Below are 20,156 nucleotides of genomic sequence, written 5' to 3'. Positions count from 1 at the left end.
GGCCTCGAGGCAGGCGCTCCGGTCGTGAACGGTAATTCGTAGTGGGCTACGAAGTTCTACTCACATGCGACGAAGTCGCTCCATCACCAGTACGGCAGCACCATCACCACGAATCCCAAGCCGACGATGATTCCGAGAATTCCGGTGCCGACAGCCAGCGCAGCATCGCTGCGATCGGCGGGCGGTCCGGAGAGGTCGGGGCTGCGATCGGCCCACAGCGCAGAGGCGACGGCAATCAGGCCTGCCGCGATGCCGAGGCCGGCGGCCCAGAACGAGACGATCGACAGCGCACCGAACATGACGGCATATTCGGTCACCTGTGCGCGGGTACGAATGCGCCGGTTCCACCACTTCGGTGGCATGTCGTCGTCCGAATCACGTGTATCGAAGTGGGGAGAGGTGACGGTCACTGCGGACTCCTTTCGAGTGAGAATGTGCCTCCCATTTTGGCACTCGACGGTTGAGAGTGCCAATCCCCTGGACGGGGCCGATGGGTGCGCGCGCCTCCGGTTTCGCACACACGCGCGCACTTGTCGGACGCGTCCGGATTCGCCACCGATCCGGGCATAATTCTCGCGAACGCGCGCGCGTTTGCGGAGAGATCAGGGCCACAGAAGCCGTTGCCCCACAGACGCCTTCGTCGGACCCAGATCGAAGGTCGTGGCGTCGGGCATCAGGTACGGGACGAGTATCCGCATCGCGTATTCGCGGTGTTCGAGCAGAACCTCGAGATATGTGCCCGACGCCTCCTCGCCGGTGACGTCGGAGACGATGGCGTACGACCGCAGATCTCCGGCGACGGCACGCAGATCGTGGACGAGTTGTTCGTGCATCACGGTGTTCGATGCCCCGCCTCCCTCCGACTGCAGCGGCGTCAGCACCCGCTGACCGCCGGAGAGGTCGTTGACGACGGCCACCGGGTGCAGTCCCCAGTTCTCACTGATCCGTTCGGCTGCGATGTCGATACAGACGTCGAGCAGGTCGTCGAAATCCTGTTGGCACTCGATGCTCGTCACTTCTCGCCACTTCGTCATGCTCGAACGTCCCCCGTCGTCGACCGACTACCCCATCCCTTCGACGCTCGACGGCGACGGATAGTTCCCGAAAGTCGTACATTCGTGCCAGTTTGACGCTTACCGGCGACAGTTCCAGCACGAGTCCGCCGGACGGAGCTGCCGGCAGCCGACTGCGCCACAGGGCTCGAGCAGACTTCAACTAGACTCCCGATCCGGGAAGGGGAGAAAGCGGGTCGTTGCGTCGTGGAGGATCACTGGTACCGGCGCATGTTCGCCTCCAGCCCCGTGGCGCAGGCTCTCTCCGACGCCGATGGGCTCTTCGTCGACGTCAATGCGGCCTATTGCGAACTCGTCGGCTTGTCCTCCTCGGAACTGATAGGTCGATCCGCGACGGTGCACACTCACCCGGACGACCTCCCGCTCCACGGCAGCGTCGAGGATCTGATGGCCGCTGGGAAGGCCGCGGATGAATCCGTGAAGGTCGAGGTGAGGTTCGTTCTACCGAACGACGAGATTCGCTGGGTTCTGCTGACTCTGGTCCCTTTCACCGGTCCGTCCGATGCCGAGTGGACGCTCGGTGCAGCTCTCGATATCACCGAACGAAAAGTGGTCGAGGACGGCATCCTGCTCGCGTCCCGAACGGATCAGCTGACCGGGGCACTCAACCGTCGCGGCTGGTCGGATCACGCGGTGTCCCTCGTCGACGACGATTCGGTCGACACAGTCGTCGCGGTTCTCGATCTGGACCACTTCAAGCAGTTCAACGACCACTTCGGCCACGCCGCCGGCGACGCGTTGCTACGAGACTTCGCGTCGACTGCCCGCAGCTGCATCGGCGTCGATGGACTCTTGGCACGCTGGGGCGGAGAGGAATTCGTGATCACTCTGCGCAATTGCGATCGTCGCGGTGCTCTTCGATCACTCGAGGCTCTCGCCGCCGCCACCATGTCATCGGGGGTGACGTTCTCGGCCGGGTACACGCTCCAGCGACCGAACGAAGGCCTTCGCAGCACACTCGACAGAGCTGACGCATTGATGTTTCAGGCGAAGCGCGCCGGCCGAAATCGAATGATCACCGACGCACCTTCTTGACGCAGCACAACTTGCTGAAACGGCAAACATACTTGCCATAAATGCACACAGGCTGCCACGCTCGATCCCAGGACATCGACGCGAGAGGACCCTGCACATGACGCACGCATTCGACAAGGAGTATTGGGAGCACCACTGGGATGACCGAACATCCCATACCGTTGCAGCGAACCCGTATCTCGTGCAGGAAACGGCCGGATCGACGCCCGGTACCGCGCTCGACGCAGGCTGCGGTGCCGGTGCAGAAGCGATCTGGCTCGCCGAGCAGGGCTGGCGAGTCACCGGTGCCGACATCTCCGCCGCGGCCCTCACCACCGCCGCACAGCAGGCACAACATGCAGGGGTCGACGTCACCTGGATCGAATCCGACCTCACGACCTGGAATCCGACCGAGCGATGGGATCTGGTGATGACCCACTACGCGCATCCGTCGATTCCGCAATTGGAGTTCTATCGACACATCGCGCAGTGGGTTGCGCCGGGCGGTTCGCTGCTCATCGTCGGGCATCTGCACGATGGCGCACAACATCATTCACACGAGGGCGAGCCTCCGCACGAGGCCACCGTCACCGCGAAAGACATCACCGCCCTGTTCGACGCCTCCTCGTGGCGCATCGACACCGCAATCGAGCGTTCCAGGACGGTCGGCGGTACCGGTGTGCACTCGAAGACGTTGCGCGATGCGGTGGTTCGGGTGAGCCGTCGGCTCTGATTCCGCGGTCGCAGCAATGTCTGTCGCCCAAGGGCCAGGACCCAGGCACATGGGCAGGCGAACGGGTGTACGGTCCGGTGATGCACGGCGAACCAGGAAGTGATCTGTACGGCTGTTTCCTCGACGACGTCGAGCCGCACCCGTGGTGACACCGCAGCAGGACGACGCCGCAAGCCGTGTCGCTGACGCTTTTCTGGCGATCACGGGCGGGAGCCTGTCGTCGATGACGGAAATCCTCCGGGACCTGGGCGACGAGCTGGCCAACACGAAGCCGGACCTGCCCGGTGCCAACAGTCCGTACGCCATCGTGTTCCACTGCGTGGCGGTGATCGAGTACTGGGCGGGCTCGGTGATCGCCGGTCTGAAGATCCCGCGGGACCGCGCCGCCGAATTCACGGCCGAGGGCCGGGTCGACGAACTGACCACACGGGTCGACGAGGTTCGAGCGCGTCTACCCGAGTGGGTGAATGTCGGCTTACGCGAGGGGATTCGCGATCGGACCGTCATGGGCACCACCCGCCCGGAGCTCGCAACCGCCACCCCGGAGTGGGTGTTGACGCACCTGGTGCGCGAGCTGGCCCAGCACCTCGGCCAGCTCGAGCTCACACGCGACGTCCTTCGTCAGGCGTGACCTGGGTCAACGATCGATGGTGACGGTCGGCCACGGCGGCCGCCTCAGGACCGCAGCACATCCCAATGTCGCAGCAACGAGGCCGGTGAGCACACCGATCAGTTGGATGCGGCCGGCATCGACGGCTGGGGTCCACACCGCCGTGCCGTCCGTGATGGTGAACAGCCCCACTGCGGTCTCTGCTCCCCGAGTCGATCGACGCGATACCGGCAGAATGGTCGTGCGGTCGTCCACTCTGACGGTCTCGCCGTACTGCACTGCAGACGGGCTGAACACGTCGGGCAAGCGTGAGGTCATGAGCGCACTCCCGGAGTCGACCGATGTCATTGCGGTCAGACTACTCGCGCGCAAGCACCTCCGGGCTCTTCCGAATGCCCTCCACCGCACCCCATCGTCGTCAACGGTCGGTGTTCACTGCAGCAGCAAGTCCGTCGACCAGGGTCGGCAGGAAGTACGGAATCGACAGTGCCGTCGGGCCCACTGCAGCTCCGGCTTCCTGGCCGACGAATCCGGCTACCGCACCTGCTGCAACAGCCGGAATCTGGCGTGAGACAGGCGAATCGAGGAACTGCTGCAGGGCGTCGTCGCTGTCGACCTGAGTGAACACCACATCGGCGTCGATTTTCGAGATGTTCTCGGCCGAGACCGTTGTCGAGTACGTGGCATCGTCGGTCGCGAGGTCGGTCACCGATGCAGGCGAGGCGAAGCCGAGGTTCTCGAGCAGCTCCACCCGAGGGTCCGACGGCAGCAGCAGGTAGTACACGTCCGCAGCCTCGGACACGTATGCGATTGTGCGGCCGTCGAATTCGGGATGCTGTGCGCCTGCGTCCTGCACTTGGCGGTCCAGGTCGGCAACGAGATCACTTGCCCTGTCCGGCACTCCGAGCACATCACCCGTCGTGGTGATGACATCGCGCCACGGCGTCGACCACAGTTCCTCGGGCGGGGCGATGACGGGAACTCCGGCAGCGGTCACCGCGTCGTACTCGGCCCGCGTCAGCCCGGAGTGCGGAGCCAACACGACATCCGGGTCGGTAGCGAGAAGCTTCTCGACGGACAGTGCGTCCGTGACGTTGTCGAGCAGAACCGGTGCCGGACCGCCCGACGACTCGATCGCGTCGGACACCCACGGGTAGATCAGATCGTCCCCTCCGCCGTACTCGGCCGAGGGCATCGCCACCGGGACGACCCCGAGGGCGAGGACCGCGTCGGTGGTGCCGAATCCCCACGTCGCGACTCGTTCGGGCACCTCGTCCAGCGTGGTGTCTCCGTACATGTGGTGCACGGTCAGCGGAAACGAGCCGGTGGACGGGGCGACGGCCGCGTCCTCCGCAGTATCGGCGGAGCTGCAGCCGACCAGCGCGATGGATGCGGCGGCCACGGCGGTGAACAGTGCAGCGAAGCGAGTGGTTGCACGGTGAGTCATCGAAATCCTGTACGTCGAGAGCGGGACAGACTGAGGTTAGCCTTAGCTACTCCGCTTGCCAAAATCCGACGACACCGCTCACAGGAACCTCGCAGCGAGGGTTCAGGGTCCTCACCGGAACATCCCAGAGTATTGGCACTACCGAAACATTCAGTGCCGCAACGAAGGAGACGTACGACGATGACCCGAATCCCCGAGCCGACCGATACACCCGACGGACCCGCCTACGAGGGACGACTTCTCGATCGCCCCACCGAGGAGGTCGTCGACCAGGGCGCAGGCTTCGATATCACCACCCTCGTCACCCGCCGCCGCGTGCTGAGCCTCGTCGGCGCCGGAGCCGGCGCGTTCGCGTTGGCCGCATGCTCGAGCACCTCCAGCGCCGGAAGTTCCACCGCCACCACGGCAACCGCGTCGACGACCACCTCGACAGCGACGAGCGAGATCCCCCAGGAAACCAATGGCCCCTACCCGGCCGACGGCACCAACGGCGTCAACGTCCTCGAGGAATCGGGCATCGTCCGCAGCGACATCACCTCCAGCCTGGACGGCGGAACCACGGTGAGTGGAGTGCCTCTCACGTTCACCTTCACGCTCACCGACCTGGCGAACGACAATCGACCGTACGAGGGTGCGGCCGTGTACGTGTGGCAGTGCGATGCGGACGGCCAGTACTCGATGTACTCCGAGGGTGTCGAGGACGAGACGTATCTCCGCGGCATCCAAGCCGCCGGCTCCGACGGCACCGTCACATTCGAGACCATCGTTCCCGGCTGCTACTCCGGTCGCTGGACCCACATGCACTTCGAGGTCTACCCCGACGCCGCGTCGGCGACCAACGTGGACAACGCCATTGCCACCTCACAGGTCGCCTTCCCGCAGGACATGCTCGAGACGATCTACCAGGACAAGATCGACCTCTACCCCGAGTCGACGAAGAACCTGACCCAGCTGGGCAGCCTCGACAACGACAATGTCTTCGGCGACGGCTACGAGCTGGAGATGGGCACGTTCACCGGCGACCCCACCTCCGGCTACGTCGGATCACTCGCAGTGGCGATCGACGCCACCACCGAACCGGCGATGAGTGCTGCTCCCGCGGGCGGAGGCGGCGGTGGCGGCCAGGCCCCCATGGGCGGCGGCACTCCCCCGGCGGGCGGACCGCCCAACGGCGGCTCTGCACCCACCAACTGATCACCCATACCTCACACCACCGAAGGAATCACCATGTTGCACAACCTCACCGGCTGGCACGCTCTCATCGTCCTGGCCATCCTGCTGCTCGTGTTCGGCTCCACCAAGCTCCCCTCACTGGCCAAGGGCGTCGGTCAATCGTTGCGCATCCTGAAAGACGAAGTGCGCGAGGAGAAGAAGACCGCGCCACGTGACGACACGACGGCACCGGTCTTCGCCGACGCGTCCACGCCGGTTCCGTACCGACACACGTCGTGAGCACAGCCACCGCCGCGCGAGGAGTGATGCCCCTTGCCGGGCATGCGCGCGAAGCACGTCGTCGCGCGATACGCGCGGCGGTGTCGCTGCTCGTCGGCATAGCGATCGGATTCGCTCTCTCCGATCAGATTCTCGACATCCTGCGCGCACCCGTCGAAGAACTCGCCCTCACTCGCCAGGCCAGTCTCAACTTCGACACCGTCACCGGCGCTTTCGATCTCGAACTGAAGATCGCCCTGTTCACCGGCGTGATCGTGTCGTCTCCGGTGTGGCTGCGTGAGCTGTTCGCCTACCTCACCCCCGGCATGACGCGTCGGGAAAAGAAGTACGTCTACGGGTTCTCCGCTGCCGCAGCTCCACTGTTCGTGGCCGGCTGCGTGTTCGGGTTCGCCATCTTCCCGCGCATGGTCAGCGTCCTCGCCGGATTCTCCTCCGACCAGGACAGCACCATCCTCAACGCCTCGTACTACGTCGACTTCGTGATGAAGATCGTGCTGGCCACGGGCATCGCCTTCGTCCTCCCGGCCCTGCTGGTGATGCTCAACTGTCTCGGCATCCTCTCCGCACGCAGGCTACGCAGCAGCTGGCGCATCAGCGTCGTCGCCATCGCGCTGTTCAGCGCACTTGTCACCCCCGCGGCCGACGTCCTGTCGATGTTCCTCGTAGCGGTTCCGATGGCAACACTGTTCGGAGCAGCAATCGTCATCACCGAAGTACACGACAGACGCGCCCTGACATCACCGAAACCGGAGCTTTCATCATGTTCGGCTTGACCTTCGAGAAACTGTTCCTGGTCGCGATCATCGCCGGGTTCGTCCTCGGCCCCTCCCGCCTACCCGGATACGCCCATCAACTGACCCGCGCCGTACGCACCGTGCGCCACTTCGTCGACACCACCCGCACCGCGGCCGAAACAGAAATGGGCGTTCCACTCCGACGCTCCGAATGGGAATCGATGAACCTGCGGCAATACGACCCACGCCGCATCGTCACCGACGCGTTGCGTGACACCGACTCCGCTCCGAAATCCGAGTGGCCGGAACAGGTGCTCACCGAAGCAGCCCGCATGCGACCCGGTCAGAAATATCTCATCACCGGGCCGGCATCGCATCCCCGACGCATCCTCATCGACTCACTACCCCAGCACGACCCACGCCGCATCGCGGCGCAGGTACTGCCGGATGTCGCAGCTGCAGGTTAGGGCGGCGAAAGAAGGACAACGTGTAACACATTCGGGCATGATGTAGCCCATGACTACCAGCGTCGTAGCTGCTACCGAGTCCGGTGTGACGTCGATTCAGGTATGGACCTTGATCGTCGTCGTCATCGCTGCGCTCGGTGCCGCGTGGGCGGCGATGAGTGTCCGACGGGTCGGCGCGAACGAGGATGTGATGTCGCGGGAGTTGGCGGCGTTGCACACCTCCGTCGATCGCCAGGTGCGCCAGTCCAGCGACAACGACTCGTGGATCCGCGACCAGGTGACGGCGCGTTACCAGGAACTACTCTTCGCGCTGTCCAATGTCGATCGAGTTGTGGCCGAGGAGATTTCGGCTGCGGTGGTCTCGACGCCGGTCGGTGACCTCAAAGCTGCGACGCGGGCGTTGGACAAGGCGTACGACCAGCTCAATCTGGCGCTCACTGCGGCGTTGGTGGTCGCGCGCAGGCGGGTTCATCCGTTGGCGTTGGAGTTGTCGACGGGCATCGATCGTCGGGTGTTCACCCCGCTGGCTCCCGAGACCGGAATACCCGCTCCGGCACACGAACGTCTGCAGAGCGAGCACGCGTACATCACCAGAATGCACTCGCTGCTGCTGACGGCAATGCGCGCCGATCTTGGCCTGCTCGATCCCAGCGCCGAAGCGACACTGATCTTCACGACCAAGGAAGTGGAATCCGGTGTGCTGGCGGATCGGTCGACCGCGGCCGGACGTAGTGGGGTACAGCTGATCAACCTTCTCGAGGACTTCGGCGTCATCCCGTTGCTCGGAGCCGAGGACGACTTCGTGATGTCCGACGCGCTGGTTGTCCAATGCGAGGAGCTCTACAGCGCGGTGAGCCCGAACTTTCAGGCGGTACTGCGCCACATCGGCGACGAGATCCATCTCGCGATCAGGCCCGATCTCACCGACGATCGCCTCGAGGAGATCTACGAGATCGCGGCACGACTGGTCGAAGCCGGATTGCGCGGAAACATCCATCGCAGAGACGGATTGGACGGCAGCAGCCTGTTCCTCATCGATCCGACGCACCAGGCGGGAAAGGATCGGGCGTAGGTCCGAACTATCGCGCCATCCCCGGAAGCTCTGTCGATCAGCTTCCCACCGGCCGGAAGCCCGCTCCCGGGGCCCCCGATTCACCCAGCAAACGCAACGACTCCGACGCGGAAGCGTAGGCGGTGGGACTGAGCAACGGAGTGCCCGAGGCATGGCTGGCGATTCCGACGAGCGTGGTGCCGGCCACCAGCGGTGCCCCGGAGTCGGCCCAGACGGTGACGGCATCGGACATCAGGTCGCTGCCTCGGTTGTCGACGATGGTGCCGCAGGTCAGTCCGCTGCCGACCCCGCTCTTGCAGACCGGCTGACCCACCGATCCGATGCCGATGTCCGTCACGGTGATTCCGCCCAGACTCGATACCGGCGTGACCTTGGTGGGATCGAGAACGATGACACCGTAATCGGGTCCCCAATGCCCGACGGCCGTAGTGCCGACCGGGGCCGCGGGCGATCCGACGAGGGTGACGGGCAGACCCGTGCGCAGAATGCAGTGTCCGGCGGTCAGGGCGACGAGTCGGCCGGCGTCGTCATATCCGACGGCCGCGATGGAGCACGCGGTGAGGTCGTCGATACCACCGGTGGTGACGAAACCACTGCCGGGGCCGACGACCGGTAGGGGTGCCGCAGCAGCGGTACCGGGAGCCATCGCGGTGAGCGCCAGGACCGCTGCGGTGAACAGTCCACTGACAAAACCGAGTCGAGCGTTCTTCATGTTGGGCATCCTTGTCACTTCACAGGTATGTCTGTAGCCGTCAGCGTGAATTGCACGACGTCGATACGTGAACTCTTGAATCGCTCCGACGAGCCGGTGAGGTACTGCACGTACTTGTCGTAGGTCGCCTCCGAGGACACGGCAATGGCCTCGTCGCGAGATGCGATCAGTTTCTCGGCCCAGGTATCGAGAGTCCTCGCGTAGTGCAACCTCAGAGGATGCTCCCGAAGCAACTCGAAGCCTGCCTCGGCCGCCTTGGACTTGATGACCTTGACGAGCGTCAACTGTCCGCCGGGAAAGATGTCGCGCAGGATGAAGCGGGAGAAGTGCGCATCCTCGCGCGTGAGGCCGCCGGCACCGGACGTCGGATCGGGCGGCGTGATGACGATGGTGTGCAACAACATCCGCCCGTCGTTCGCCAGTACCGAGCGGCACTTGGCGAAGAACGCCGAGTATCGGTTGCGTCGAAAGTGCTCGAAGGCACCGATACTGACGATCCGGTCGACGGGCTCGTCGAATTCTTCCCACCCCTGCAACCGGATGTCGACGGTGCGGTCGGTCGACAGGCCGGCAACAACGGTGCGTCCGTGCTCGTACTGATTGCGGCTCAACGTCAGACCGATGACGTTGACGTCGTACTTCTCGACCGCTCGCTTGGCGAGAGCTCCCCAACCGCAGCCGATGTCGAGCAGCGTCATCCCCGGCTTCAGGTCCAGCTTGCCGAGGGCTAGGTCGATCTTGGCAGTCTGCGCCTCTTCCAGCGTCATGTCCTCACGCTCGAAGTAGGCGCAGCTGTAGGTCATACTCGGATCGAGGAACAGAGCGAAGAACTCGTCCGACAGGTCGTAGTGTGCTCGCACGTCATCGACGTACGGCTCCAATTGTTCGCTCATCACGCCACACCTTTCCCCACCGCATCGGTGCCGATCACTCGGCCTAGTGCACGGGCACCGAACTCGCCCAGCATGTCTTCGTGTTCTACATCCACCCGGTGAACCGAAATCCGCCCGCCCACGAATTCCGTCCACTGCTCCGCGCCGTGCGAGCCGCGGGCGGCGAAATAGTGCACCGGCCCGGCGAACACAGCCGGCGTGTACGACGCCACCCAGGTGGGAGCCATCGCGACGGGTCGATACATTCGCCGTAGATGATCGACGGTGAGAAACGCCAGTTCGCTTCTGCTGCCGTGCAACCCATCCACGACGGTCTCGAACGAGTCACCCTCGACTCCGAGCTGACGAGCGAGATCGTCTATACCGAACTCCGCAGCACCCTCCGGTGCCGAGAGCTGCGCGTCGACGAGCGCCAGCAGCGCGACGTCCTCACCTTCCGACTGCAGTTGTGTCGCAACAGCATGCGCGATCACGCCGCCGAGCGACCAACCGAGCAGGTGGTAGGGGCCGTGCGCCTGAACGCCCCGGATCTCGCGCACATATCTCTCGGCAAATTCCTCGATCGAGGTCGGTGCCACCTCACCGTCGGCGATACCGGGCACCTGAAGGCCGTACAACGGACGTTCGGTCTCCCCGAGCAGCGAGAAATAGCTCCACGCGATTCCGATGGCCGGGTGCACACAGAACAGCGGCGCGCCGACGCCCTCGGTTCGGAGCGGAAGCACCACCTCGAAGGCTCTGTCGGCACCGTGCTCGCCCTTGTCGAGTTGTGCCGCAAGGGCCGAGATCGTCGGATGGATCAGCAGCAGGCTGATGGGAAGCCGCTGGCTCAGCCGGTCCCCCAGTGCATCCATCACCTGCACCGCCGAGAGGGAGTGACCACCGAGATCGAAGAAGTTGTCGTCCACACCGACGTCCTCGGCGGCCACCTGCAGTACCGCGGAGAACACGGCATGGACCAGTACTTCGTTCGCCGAGACCGGAGCACGTCGTTCGGTCGACATGACCGAGGGCTCGGGCAACTTGCTCGCATCGACTTTGCCGGACAACGTCATCGGCAATGCGTCGACGACGGTGACGGTACTGGGCACCATGTACGCCGGCAGTGTCCTGGCCAGGAAATCGCGAGCCTCCCGCGGTTCGACGCCGCCCACCACGTAGGCAGCGAGAGACTGTGCACGGCCGATCACGCTGGCCTGGCGCACTTCCGGGTGACGCAGCAGTGCCGCTTCCACCTCGGACAGCTCGACGCGATGGCCGCGGACCTTGACCTGCGAATCGACCCGGCCCAGATATTCGAGTTCTCGATCGCTGCCCCGAACCACGCTGTTCTGAACAACCCAGCGCACGAGATCGCCTGTGCGGTAGAGCCGACCGTGACCGAACGGATTGGCAACGAAGCTGCTCGACGTCGTCCCGCTCTGCCCCAAGTATCCTTCGGCAAGACCGGTCCCGCCCAGGTAGAGCTCCCCGACGACGTTGTTGCCCACCGGACGTAGACGGGCATCGAGGACCACTGCGTCGAAGCCGCGAATCGGCCCGCCGATGGTCACCGGTATCGCCACGCCCCATTCACGGTGGTCCGTGGTGCAGGTGCTCATGACGGTTCCCTCTGTGGGACCGTAGGCGTTGAACACCGAGCGTCGACTCGACCATCGTTGCAGCAGTGCAGAATTGGCGGCCTCGCCCGCCATGACGATCACGCGCAGCGACGGCACGGCCTCGGCGTCGGTCACCTGCAGAACGGTCGGCGTGAGGCAGGCATGGGTCACCTGGTGGTGCTCGATGAGCGCTTCGAGTTCACGCCCTCCGTGCACCTCCGGCGGCACGATCACCACGGCGGCTCCCGCACCCACGGCCATCAGTGTCTCGAAGATCGACGCATCGAAGCTCGGCGACGCGAATTGGAGCACCCGGGATTCCGGATCCACTCCGAAGAGGTCTCGTTGGCTCTGCACCAGATTCGCGATGCCGCGGTGCGTCACCCGTACGCCCTTGGGCACCCCCGTCGAACCGGAGGTGTAGACGACGTACGCCACGCTGTCCAGCGATGCCTCACGAACATCGACGTGATCGAGCTCTTCGCCGGTGACGCTCATCCAGTCACTACCGACCGAATGAAATTGTGCAGCCGAGATTCCCGTGACCGGGGCTGCGCGCTCGAGGATCTCCTGCACCCGGGCCACGGGTTGAGACGGGTCGATGGACAGGAATCCTGCACCGGTCTTGGCCACGGCACAGATCGCGACGAGGTAGTCGACGGAGCGAGGGTAGGCGATCGCCACCAGTGTGCCTGGCCCAGCGCCTGCACGTACCAGCTTGTCTGCCAGCGCATTCGACTGTCGATCCACCTCGCGGTAGGTCAGTGATCGAGATCCCTCGATCACTGCGACATTGTCGGGCCAACTCTGCACTGCCTGCTGAAACACTGCCGCCAGTGTGAGTCCGGGTGCACTGTCGCGGTGCGAGGTAACGCCCGACGCCACGTGCCCGAAGTCTGCGCTGCCGAGCCGAATGTTCGGCTGGGCCCCGACCATGGTCAACACCTCGGTCAGGCGCTCCGCGAGTCCGAGGATCACCGATCGGGAGAACCGTGCGGGCGAGTACCCGAGATGGCCGATCAATCCGGACTCGGACTCCTCGACCAGGACCTCCAGGTCGAACTGGGTGTCCGTGATGTCCACCCGGCGCGGGGTGATCGGGGACGAGCCCAGTTCGATTGTCGGAGTGGCTGTATCACCGAAGGCGAGGAGCACCTGGAACAGCGGGTGGGTATCGATCGCGCGGGTGGGTTGCACCGCGTCCACCACCCACTCGAACGGTACGTCCGCGTTCGCGAAGGCATCGAGATCCCCGTCGCGTACCACGGTGACGAAGTCCTCGAACGTCGTCGACGGATCGACCTCCGTCCTGAGTACGACGGTCCCGACGAACATGCCGACGAGATGGTCGAGTGCCGGGTCGGATCGGCCCGCCACCGGGGTCCCGATGGCGATGTCCTGGGTGCCACTGGCTTCGGCCAGCACGGCGGCCAACGCCGCGTGGACCACGACGAACACCGTCGCGCCCAACCGATGCGCGAGCGAACGCAGACGAGTCAGGCTCTCCGGGCCGACGGAGAACTCCAGGGCCGTCGCATCGGCGGAGGCATCGGGGGTTCCGGTCGGCAGGTCGAGGAACTCCGGAACTCCGCCCAGGGTGCGTCGCCAGAACTCGAGCTGATCCGACGCCACGGTGTCGAGAACATCCCGCTGCCACAGTCGATAGTCGGAGTAGTCGACGGTGAGAGAACCGAATTCCGGTACGGAGCCGGACATGCGGGCCAGGACAGCGATTTCGACGTCTCGGGCCAGGGGACGGAGCGAGAGGCCGTCGACCGCGATGTGATGCGCGACGACAGACAGCACGCGCTCGCCACCTCGATCCAGCAGGCCCAGCCGCAACGGTGCTTCGAGAGTCAGGTCGAAACCATGCAGGGCAACATCGAGCCCTGCATGAGCGTCGTCCAACGTCGACAGCACGATCTGCGGGTCGAGAACAACGGTGACGGGACCTTCCCCAGTCGACGGATACATCGTGCGCAGCGGCGTATGCCGTTCCAGCACATCGGCTATCGCGGCGCGCAGCACATCGAGATCGAGGTCTGCCGGAAGCGGCACCTCGAACGCGATGTTGTACGCAGCCGATGTGGGGTCGTATCGATTCTGCAGCCAGATTCGTCGCTCGGCCGGGGCAAGACCGGGGTACGACCTTGCGTCGGGATCGTGGACCAGAGCGGGTAGTGGGGTGTAGTTGTCGGACAATAACTCGATTGCCGACGAAAGCTGTTCCGCGGTGGGCGATTCGAAGAGGGTCCGCACCGGTACGTTGGTGCCGAGCGCAGCGCTGATACGGGTGGCAGCACGCGTCGCGACGAGAGAGTCCCCGCCGAGGACGAAGAAGTTGTCGTCGACGGCCGGATCGTCGACTCCCAGCAGGTCGGCGAAGATTCCGAGAATCACCTCCTGCGCCAAGGTGCGCGCCTCCGCCGGATCGCCGCCGGACTGCGTCTTCGCGGTCAAGGCGACGAGATCCACTTTTCCGTTACCGGTCAGCGGAATGCCGTCGATCCGGGTGATGGCGGCCGGCTGCATCGACAACGGCAGCCTGTCCAGCAGCCACCGGGCAGCGTCGTGCTCGTCGATGCCGACCACCCAGGCACGAATTCTGTTCTCGCGCAGTATCGCTACTGCGGCGCTGACGTCGGGGTGCGCCGTCAGCGCACTCTCGATCTCCCCCAGTTCGACGCGCACACCGTTGATCTGGACCTGATCGTCCCGGCGCCCCCGGTAGTCGAGCCCGCCCGAGACGTGCTGGCGAACGAGGTCTCCGGTCCGGTACATCCGAGTGCCGCCAGGTGCGGCGACGAATCGCGCGGCGGTCGATGCCGGGTCCGAGTGATAACCGCGAGCCACGCCCGAGCCTGCGAGGTAGAGCTCCCCGACGCCCCCCAAGGGCACCGAGTGCAACCGGTCGTCGAGCACGAGCGCTCCCACGTGCTCCAGCGGCCGACCGATGGTGACCGGTTCACCGGTACGAAGCGACTCGGCCAGCGTGGCCACCACCGTTGCCTCACTGGGACCGTAGGCGTTCAGCATCGACCGCCCTGCCGACCAGTCGTCGACGACACCCTGGCCCAGCACGTCTCCGCCGACGGCGACGGTCTCGATGCCGGCGATCGGCGGCACGGTGGCGAGCACCGCGGGCGTGGAGAGGTAATGGGTGACGCAATGTGCAGTGAGGAAGGCCGACATCTCGTCGCCGCCGAGTAGTTCGGGCGGCGCGATCACCATGGTCGCCCCGGCCCCGAAGGCAAGGACGAGTTCGAGCACAGCGGCGTCGAAGTTGACCGAGTAGCCATGGAGCACGCGAGAACTCGATGACACCCCGTAGCGCGGAACGACCTGCTGCGCGAGCCCGTACACCCCCTGATGCGTCACCACCACGGGCTTGGGGGTTCCCGTCGAACCCGACGTGTGGATCACGTAGGCGGGGTGCGCTGGTGTCAGCGCTGCCAGGCGGTCCGCGTCGGTCATTGGCAGGTCGCTGAAGTTCTGGGCCTGATTCTCGTCGAGCCAGTGCACTGTCGGCTCGACTCCGCCGAAACCGATCTCGATGTGCCCCAGCATCTGTTCCCGGCGGACGGCCGGGTAGCGCGGATCCACCGGCACGAACGCCCCGCCCGCCTTCACCACGGCCCACAGCGCGACGATGTACTCGGCCGAGCGTTCGAGAGACAGAGCGACAAGAGTTTCCGGCCCGACGCCGTGTGCGACGAGCAGCCGCGCGATCCGGTTCGAGCGACGGTCGAGCTCGGTGTACGTCACCGATTCCTGGCCGTCGATGGCGACAGCGTCACCGGAAATGGTTGCGCCACCTATCAATACGTCCAGCAGCGTGCCGCTGGGTGTCGAGGAAGGCAGTGCCGGCGTGTCGGCGAGGGCGAGGTCGCCGACGAGAACTGCGGGGTTCGCGACCGCCGCGTTCAGGATGGTCAGAATCACCGACGCGAACTGTTCGACGGTTGCCCGGTGGTACAGGTCCACTGCGTACTCGATCTGGCCGGTCGACGAAGCCGAATCACCCTGTTCGTCCGCCAGCACGAGCGTCAGATCGAATTCCGATGTGCGGGTCGCTATCTCCAGCACCGAGACGGGCAGGTCCTCGACCGACCGGTGCGGTGCATTGTCGAATGCCAACATCACCTGGAACAACGGATGCCGGTCGAGGGATCGATCGGTCGCCAGGGCGTCGACGATGCGCTCGAACGGCACGTCGGAATGCGAGAAGGCGTCGAGGTCCGCGGTGCGCACTGCATCGAGCAACGACGCGAAACTCACCGACGGGTCCACTGTGACTGCGAGAGGCAGGGTTCCGACGAACATGCCCACCATCTCGTCGAGCGCTTCGTGACCTCGCCCTGCAGTCGGGGATCCGACCACCACGCGGTTCGACGTACCGAATCGACTCAGGGCGGCGGCCACGGCGGCATGGAGGACCATGAAGGTGGTCGAGTGGGTCGATCGGGCCAGCTCACGAATACCCGCGTGCAGGTGTGACCCGATCTCGAAGGGAACGGCGTCCGTGATCATCGATTGCACTGCAGGCCTGGGGAAGTCCGTCGGCAGCTCCGCCGCGGCCGTGTCGGTACCACCCAAAACTGAATCACTCAAGACCGAGGTCCAGAACGAGAGCTGTTCGTCGGCAACCGAATCCACCATCGCCCGGTTCCACACCGCGTACTGGCCGTACTGCGCACGCAGGCGCGGCCAGGTGGGCGCGTGACCCGCTCCGCGAGAGGCGTGGGCGAAAGCGAAGTCGCGTACCAGTGGGTCGACCGACCACCCGTCCATCGAGATGTGGTGCACCACCACCACGACGATGGTCTCGCCCGATTCCTGCACACTCAGAAGTGTTGCGCGGATGGGCACTTCGGCCGACACATCGAATCCCGCGGCCACGGCCGCTGCGACAGCAGAGTCGAGGTCACGCTCGGAGACAGTGCGCTCGGGCACCTCGACGAGGACGGTGTCGGTGGGCCGCACCACCTGCCGCGGCCCGTCGTCGTCGGCCGGGTAGTACGTGCGCAAGGCTTCGTGTCGCTCGATGACGTCGCGCAAAGCCGTCAGAACCATCGAGGGATCGTCTCCGGCTCCGCCTCGCACTGCGACCGGCATGTTGTACGCGGGCGATGCGGGATCGAACTGGTTGAGGAACCACAACCGCTGCTGGGCATACGACAGCGGGATACGGCCCGGCACAACGGTATCGAGAAGCTCGAGCGACACCTCACGCGTCGCGGACACATCGACGGCCGCGGCGACTGCGCGGACGGTGGGGTCGGCGAACAACACGGTCAACGAGACTGCGGAACCGAGGCGTGCGAGAACGCGGGTAGCGCTGAGCGAGTCACCGCCGAGCTCGAAGAAGGAGTGCTCGCGCCCCACATCCTCGACACCGAGGACGTCGGCGAAGGCTTTCGCCACGGCACGTTCCGTATCGGTCTGCGGAGCAACGTATTCGGTATCGACGAATGCGGTGGGGGCAGGCAACGCACGACGGTCGACCTTGCCGCTCGCCGTCATGGGTAGTGCATCCAGAACGACGACGATGCTGGGAACCATCCAGGCGGGCAGACGTTTCCGGAGATGACCGTCGAGATCCGCCGAGACTCCCGTGACGTACAGGACGAGTCGGTTGTCGCGAACGACGGCCACTGCGGCGGTCACCCCCGCGCACGTCGTTGCCGCGGACTCCACCTCGCCGAGTTCGAGACGACGCCCGTGCAGCTGGATCTGCTGATCACTGCGGCCGAGGTATTCGAGCGACGATCCGTCGAACGACCGGCGAACGATGTCTCCCGTGCGGTACAACCGAGCTCCGGCTACCCCGGGGTCTGCGACGAACCGCGTCGAGGTCACACCCGGCTGCCCGCTGTACCCGCGGGCGAGTCCGTCGCCGCCGAGATAGAGCTCGCCGACGCCTCCGCACGGAGTGGGCCGCAGGTGGGCGTCGAGCACCAGCCCGCGGACACCCGGCAGTGGCGAGCCGATGGTCACCCGTTCGGCGGCGTGCATCGGCTCGGACAGCGTGGCCAGCACCGTGGCCTCGGTCGGTCCGTAGGCGTTGCGCATCGTTCGATCGGCAGAGACGAACCGGTCCCGCAACGCGGGTGGGCACTCCTCTCCCCCGACGTCGAAGACGTCGATGGAGCTGAGGTCGTCCAGGTCGAGAGTGGCCAGCACCGTCGGCGAGGTGATCAGATGCGTGATCTTCTCGCGGTCGAGCACGCCGGCGAGGGCGGGACCGGCGTAGACGTCGGCCGGGGCGATCACCAGGGTGGCACCCGCAGCGAACGCGGCGAGTATTTCCTGGATGCACGCGTCGAACACCGGCGATGCGGCGTGCAGCACGCGCGAGTCGGGGGTGACGGCGTACTTCTCGACGACGTTGGCCGCGAGTTGCGCGAGTCCGCGGTGAGTGACGCTGACGGCCTTGGGTTTACCCGTCGACCCCGAGGTGTGGATGACGTAGGCCTCGTTGTCGACGTGCAGGGTCGGCGGCGTGAACGGCCTCGCGTCGGCGTCGAGTAGGTCTTCGATGTCGAACCATTCGATCGTGCTCGGAAGTTGTTCCAGCACAGCCCCTGTGGTGACACCGAAGGCGACGTTCGCGTCGACGAGCACTGCGGCCAGCCGCTCGGCAGGTTCGGTGGGGTCCAGGGGAACGAACGATGCGCCGGCAGTGGAGACCGACCATGATGCGAGCACGGACTCGTAGGAGCGTTCGATGGCAACGGCGATGCGCGTCTCGCTCGACGCGCCTATCGAGACGAGTTGCGCAGCAATATGTTCCACCACACTGATGAAGTCTTCACTGGACTGATCGACTCCTGTGGCACGCACCACCGCGCCGCGTCTCAGTAGCGAGGTCAGCGGCACGGGGGTTGCCGTCGCAGATGCGCCGATCACCGCTGCCTTGTCCTCGGCGTCGATCACCTCGAGCTCGGACACCGCGAGCCCCTCGGGGGCGTGGACCACCTCGCGCAGGAGTGCCAGGAAGCGTAGATGGTGGGCTGCGAGCTCGTCGGTGCTGTAGAGGGCCGGGTTGCCGAGGAAGTCGACGCGGGTACTGGTGCCTGCGACGCCGGGGTAGACGTTGACCATCATGTCGTCGATGGGTCCGCTGGAGAGCACGCGGTATTCACCGACGACGTCGCCGAGCCGAATTGTGCTGTTGTACATCATGATATTGACCGTGGGACCGAACACTCCGCGTCCGGCCGCGGCACTGCCGGTGCCGTCGCCGGTCGCTCGCTGCATGTCCTCGACGCGGAATCGCTGATGGCGAAGTGCGCCGGTGAGTTCCACCTGGATCCGTCGAAGAAGTTCCTCGACGGTGACCCCCGGTTCGACACCGATGCGCAGCGGTACGACGTTGGACATCATGCCGGACGATTCCCGCAGTTTGGTGGTCGCTCGACCCGATACCGGCAAGCTGAGCATGACGTCTTCGGTGTCGGTCATGCGCGCGAGGTAGAGCGCGAACGTGGCGAGCACAACGGGGACGTCGGAGGAGTTGTACCGATGCGCCACTGCGGCAACGGCTTCGGTGAGGTCTGCGTCCAAGACGGCACCGACACTCACCGTCACTCCGCTGGGAGCGGCCGGTTCGCGGGGGTTGCCGGCCAGCCTGGGGGCCTCATGGTGGCCGTCGAGTCGACCGAGCCAGTACTGGCGATCGGTCTCGTAGCGGGAGGAGTCGGGGTACGCGGCCTCGTAGTCGTAGATCTCTCGCACTCCGATGGACCGGGTCTTCGGGATCTCGGTGTCCGAGATCAACGCGGTGTACACCGCAGCGGTGCGCTCCTGCACCGAAATTGCGCCGAGTCCGTCCATCACGATGTGGTGAGCCCGGCTGTACCAGTAGTAGTGGCAGCTGCCCACCTGGATGATCTCGGAGGCGATCAGTTGGTCGCGAACCAGATCCACCGGTTGCCGGTACTGCTCGTCCATGTAGCGCTTGGCATCCTCGATGGGATGGTCTCGGTCGGTGAAATCGCGGTAGATCATCGCGTACGGCACCCGCAGGTCCGACCACTGGTACGGGTTACCGTCGTCCACGCCGATCCGCACGGCAGGCGATTCGAGCTGTCGGCAGGCGATGTCCGTCGCGCGAATCAACACGGACGGATCGATATCGCCGCGGATTTCGACGTATTGAGCAATGGTGAACGGCACATCCGGTGCCAGTTGCTGAGCGAGGTAGATATTCATCTGAGCAGCCGACAGAGGGAAGCGGCCATCCTCGAACCGCTGATCCGCCTCTGGCGACACTCCCCGACCTCCTCAACGCACGCACCCTGACGGCTTCGATTCGGCCGGCGGCACCGCTCATCGACGTCGATCTT

The 20,156-nt window shown here is 65.1% G+C and carries 15 protein-coding genes; 8 read left to right on the top strand and 7 right to left on the bottom strand.

The annotated features are described in order from the left end of the window. Positions 1-83: 83 nt before the first annotated feature. The gene (locus CH251_RS10630; RefSeq protein WP_094613170.1) at positions 84-410 is read right to left on the bottom strand and encodes a hypothetical protein; all 327 of its coding nucleotides are present in this window, start codon (positions 408-410) and stop codon (positions 84-86) included. Between the two features lie 192 nt (positions 411-602). Further along, complete coding sequence (locus CH251_RS10625) at positions 603-1,034, bottom strand: hypothetical protein (RefSeq protein ID WP_094613168.1); 432 nt, start codon at positions 1,032-1,034, stop codon at positions 603-605. Positions 1,035-1,259: 225 nt separating this feature from the next. On the opposite strand from CH251_RS10625, the gene CH251_RS10620 reads away from it, so the two are divergent. The 3 genes from CH251_RS10620 (at position 1,260) to CH251_RS10610 (ending at position 3,451) form a co-directional block, all read left to right on the top strand. Next, positions 1,260-2,108: a sensor domain-containing diguanylate cyclase gene (locus tag CH251_RS10620; RefSeq protein ID WP_094613167.1), complete on the top strand. Its 849-nt coding sequence runs from the start codon at positions 1,260-1,262 to the stop codon at positions 2,106-2,108. Between the two features lie 97 nt (positions 2,109-2,205). Beyond that, entirely contained in the window at positions 2,206-2,820 is a 615-nt protein-coding gene (locus CH251_RS10615) for a bifunctional 2-polyprenyl-6-hydroxyphenol methylase/3-demethylubiquinol 3-O-methyltransferase UbiG (protein WP_094613165.1), read from the top strand. 223 nt (positions 2,821-3,043) lie between these two features. Next, positions 3,044-3,451: a DinB family protein gene (locus CH251_RS10610; protein ID WP_094613336.1), complete on the top strand. Its 408-nt coding sequence runs from the start codon at positions 3,044-3,046 to the stop codon at positions 3,449-3,451. A gap of 6 nt (positions 3,452-3,457) precedes the next feature. Here the strand turns inward: CH251_RS10610 and CH251_RS10605 are convergent, their stop codons facing one another. Together CH251_RS10605 and CH251_RS10600 are read right to left on the bottom strand one after the other, a co-directional pair. After that, positions 3,458-3,778: a hypothetical protein gene (locus CH251_RS10605; protein ID WP_373454936.1), complete on the bottom strand. Its 321-nt coding sequence runs from the start codon at positions 3,776-3,778 to the stop codon at positions 3,458-3,460. 70 nt (positions 3,779-3,848) lie between these two features. Next, positions 3,849-4,877: an ABC transporter substrate-binding protein gene (locus CH251_RS10600; RefSeq protein ID WP_094613161.1), complete on the bottom strand. Its 1,029-nt coding sequence runs from the start codon at positions 4,875-4,877 to the stop codon at positions 3,849-3,851. Positions 4,878-5,057: 180 nt separating this feature from the next. Between CH251_RS10600 and CH251_RS10595 the strand changes: the two genes are divergently transcribed. Genes CH251_RS10595 through CH251_RS10575 form a run of 5 tightly spaced genes read left to right on the top strand, consistent with a single transcriptional unit; the run spans position 5,058 to position 8,602 of the window. Beyond that, positions 5,058-6,071: an intradiol ring-cleavage dioxygenase gene (locus CH251_RS10595; RefSeq protein ID WP_094613160.1), complete on the top strand. Its 1,014-nt coding sequence runs from the start codon at positions 5,058-5,060 to the stop codon at positions 6,069-6,071. A gap of 33 nt (positions 6,072-6,104) precedes the next feature. Next, positions 6,105-6,329, top strand: coding sequence for a twin-arginine translocase TatA/TatE family subunit (locus CH251_RS10590; protein WP_094613158.1), 225 nt, complete (start codon positions 6,105-6,107; stop codon positions 6,327-6,329). Then, positions 6,326-7,102 carry a twin-arginine translocase subunit TatC gene (tatC, locus tag CH251_RS10585; RefSeq protein ID WP_256978956.1) on the top strand — a complete coding sequence of 259 codons (777 nt, stop codon included), beginning with the start codon at positions 6,326-6,328 and terminating at the stop codon, positions 7,100-7,102. The genes CH251_RS10590 and tatC overlap by 4 nt, the downstream gene beginning before the upstream one ends. Beyond that, positions 7,090-7,530, top strand: coding sequence for a preprotein translocase (locus tag CH251_RS10580; RefSeq protein ID WP_094613156.1), 441 nt, complete (start codon positions 7,090-7,092; stop codon positions 7,528-7,530). Before tatC ends, CH251_RS10580 begins: the two co-directional genes overlap by 13 nt. Before the next feature lie 49 nt (positions 7,531-7,579). After that, positions 7,580-8,602 (top strand): hypothetical protein, encoded by a 1,023-nt coding sequence (locus tag CH251_RS10575; protein ID WP_143537824.1) that lies wholly within the window; start codon positions 7,580-7,582, stop codon positions 8,600-8,602. A 37-nt stretch (positions 8,603-8,639) separates the two neighbouring features. Here the strand turns inward: CH251_RS10575 and CH251_RS10570 are convergent, their stop codons facing one another. The 3 genes from CH251_RS10570 to CH251_RS10560 are packed head-to-tail and all read right to left on the bottom strand — an operon-like array spanning position 8,640 to position 20,022. Continuing rightward, a complete protein-coding gene (locus tag CH251_RS10570) occupies positions 8,640-9,314 on the bottom strand; it encodes a hypothetical protein (protein WP_094613334.1) in 675 nt (224 codons plus the stop codon). Between the two features lie 14 nt (positions 9,315-9,328). Beyond that, on the bottom strand, positions 9,329-10,207 hold the full coding sequence (locus CH251_RS10565; protein ID WP_094613153.1) for a cyclopropane mycolic acid synthase family methyltransferase: 879 nt from the start codon (positions 10,205-10,207) through the stop codon (positions 9,329-9,331). Further along, entirely contained in the window at positions 10,207-20,022 is a 9,816-nt protein-coding gene (locus CH251_RS10560) for a non-ribosomal peptide synthetase (protein WP_256978955.1), read from the bottom strand. The genes CH251_RS10565 and CH251_RS10560 overlap by 1 nt, the downstream gene beginning before the upstream one ends. Positions 20,023-20,156: the final 134 nt, after the last annotated feature.

Origin of the sequence: Rhodococcus sp. 06-462-5 (genome assembly GCF_002258315.1) — a bacterium.
Taxonomy (GTDB): domain Bacteria; phylum Actinomycetota; class Actinomycetes; order Mycobacteriales; family Mycobacteriaceae; genus Rhodococcoides.
This window is presented reverse-complemented; position numbering and strand designations above follow the sequence as displayed.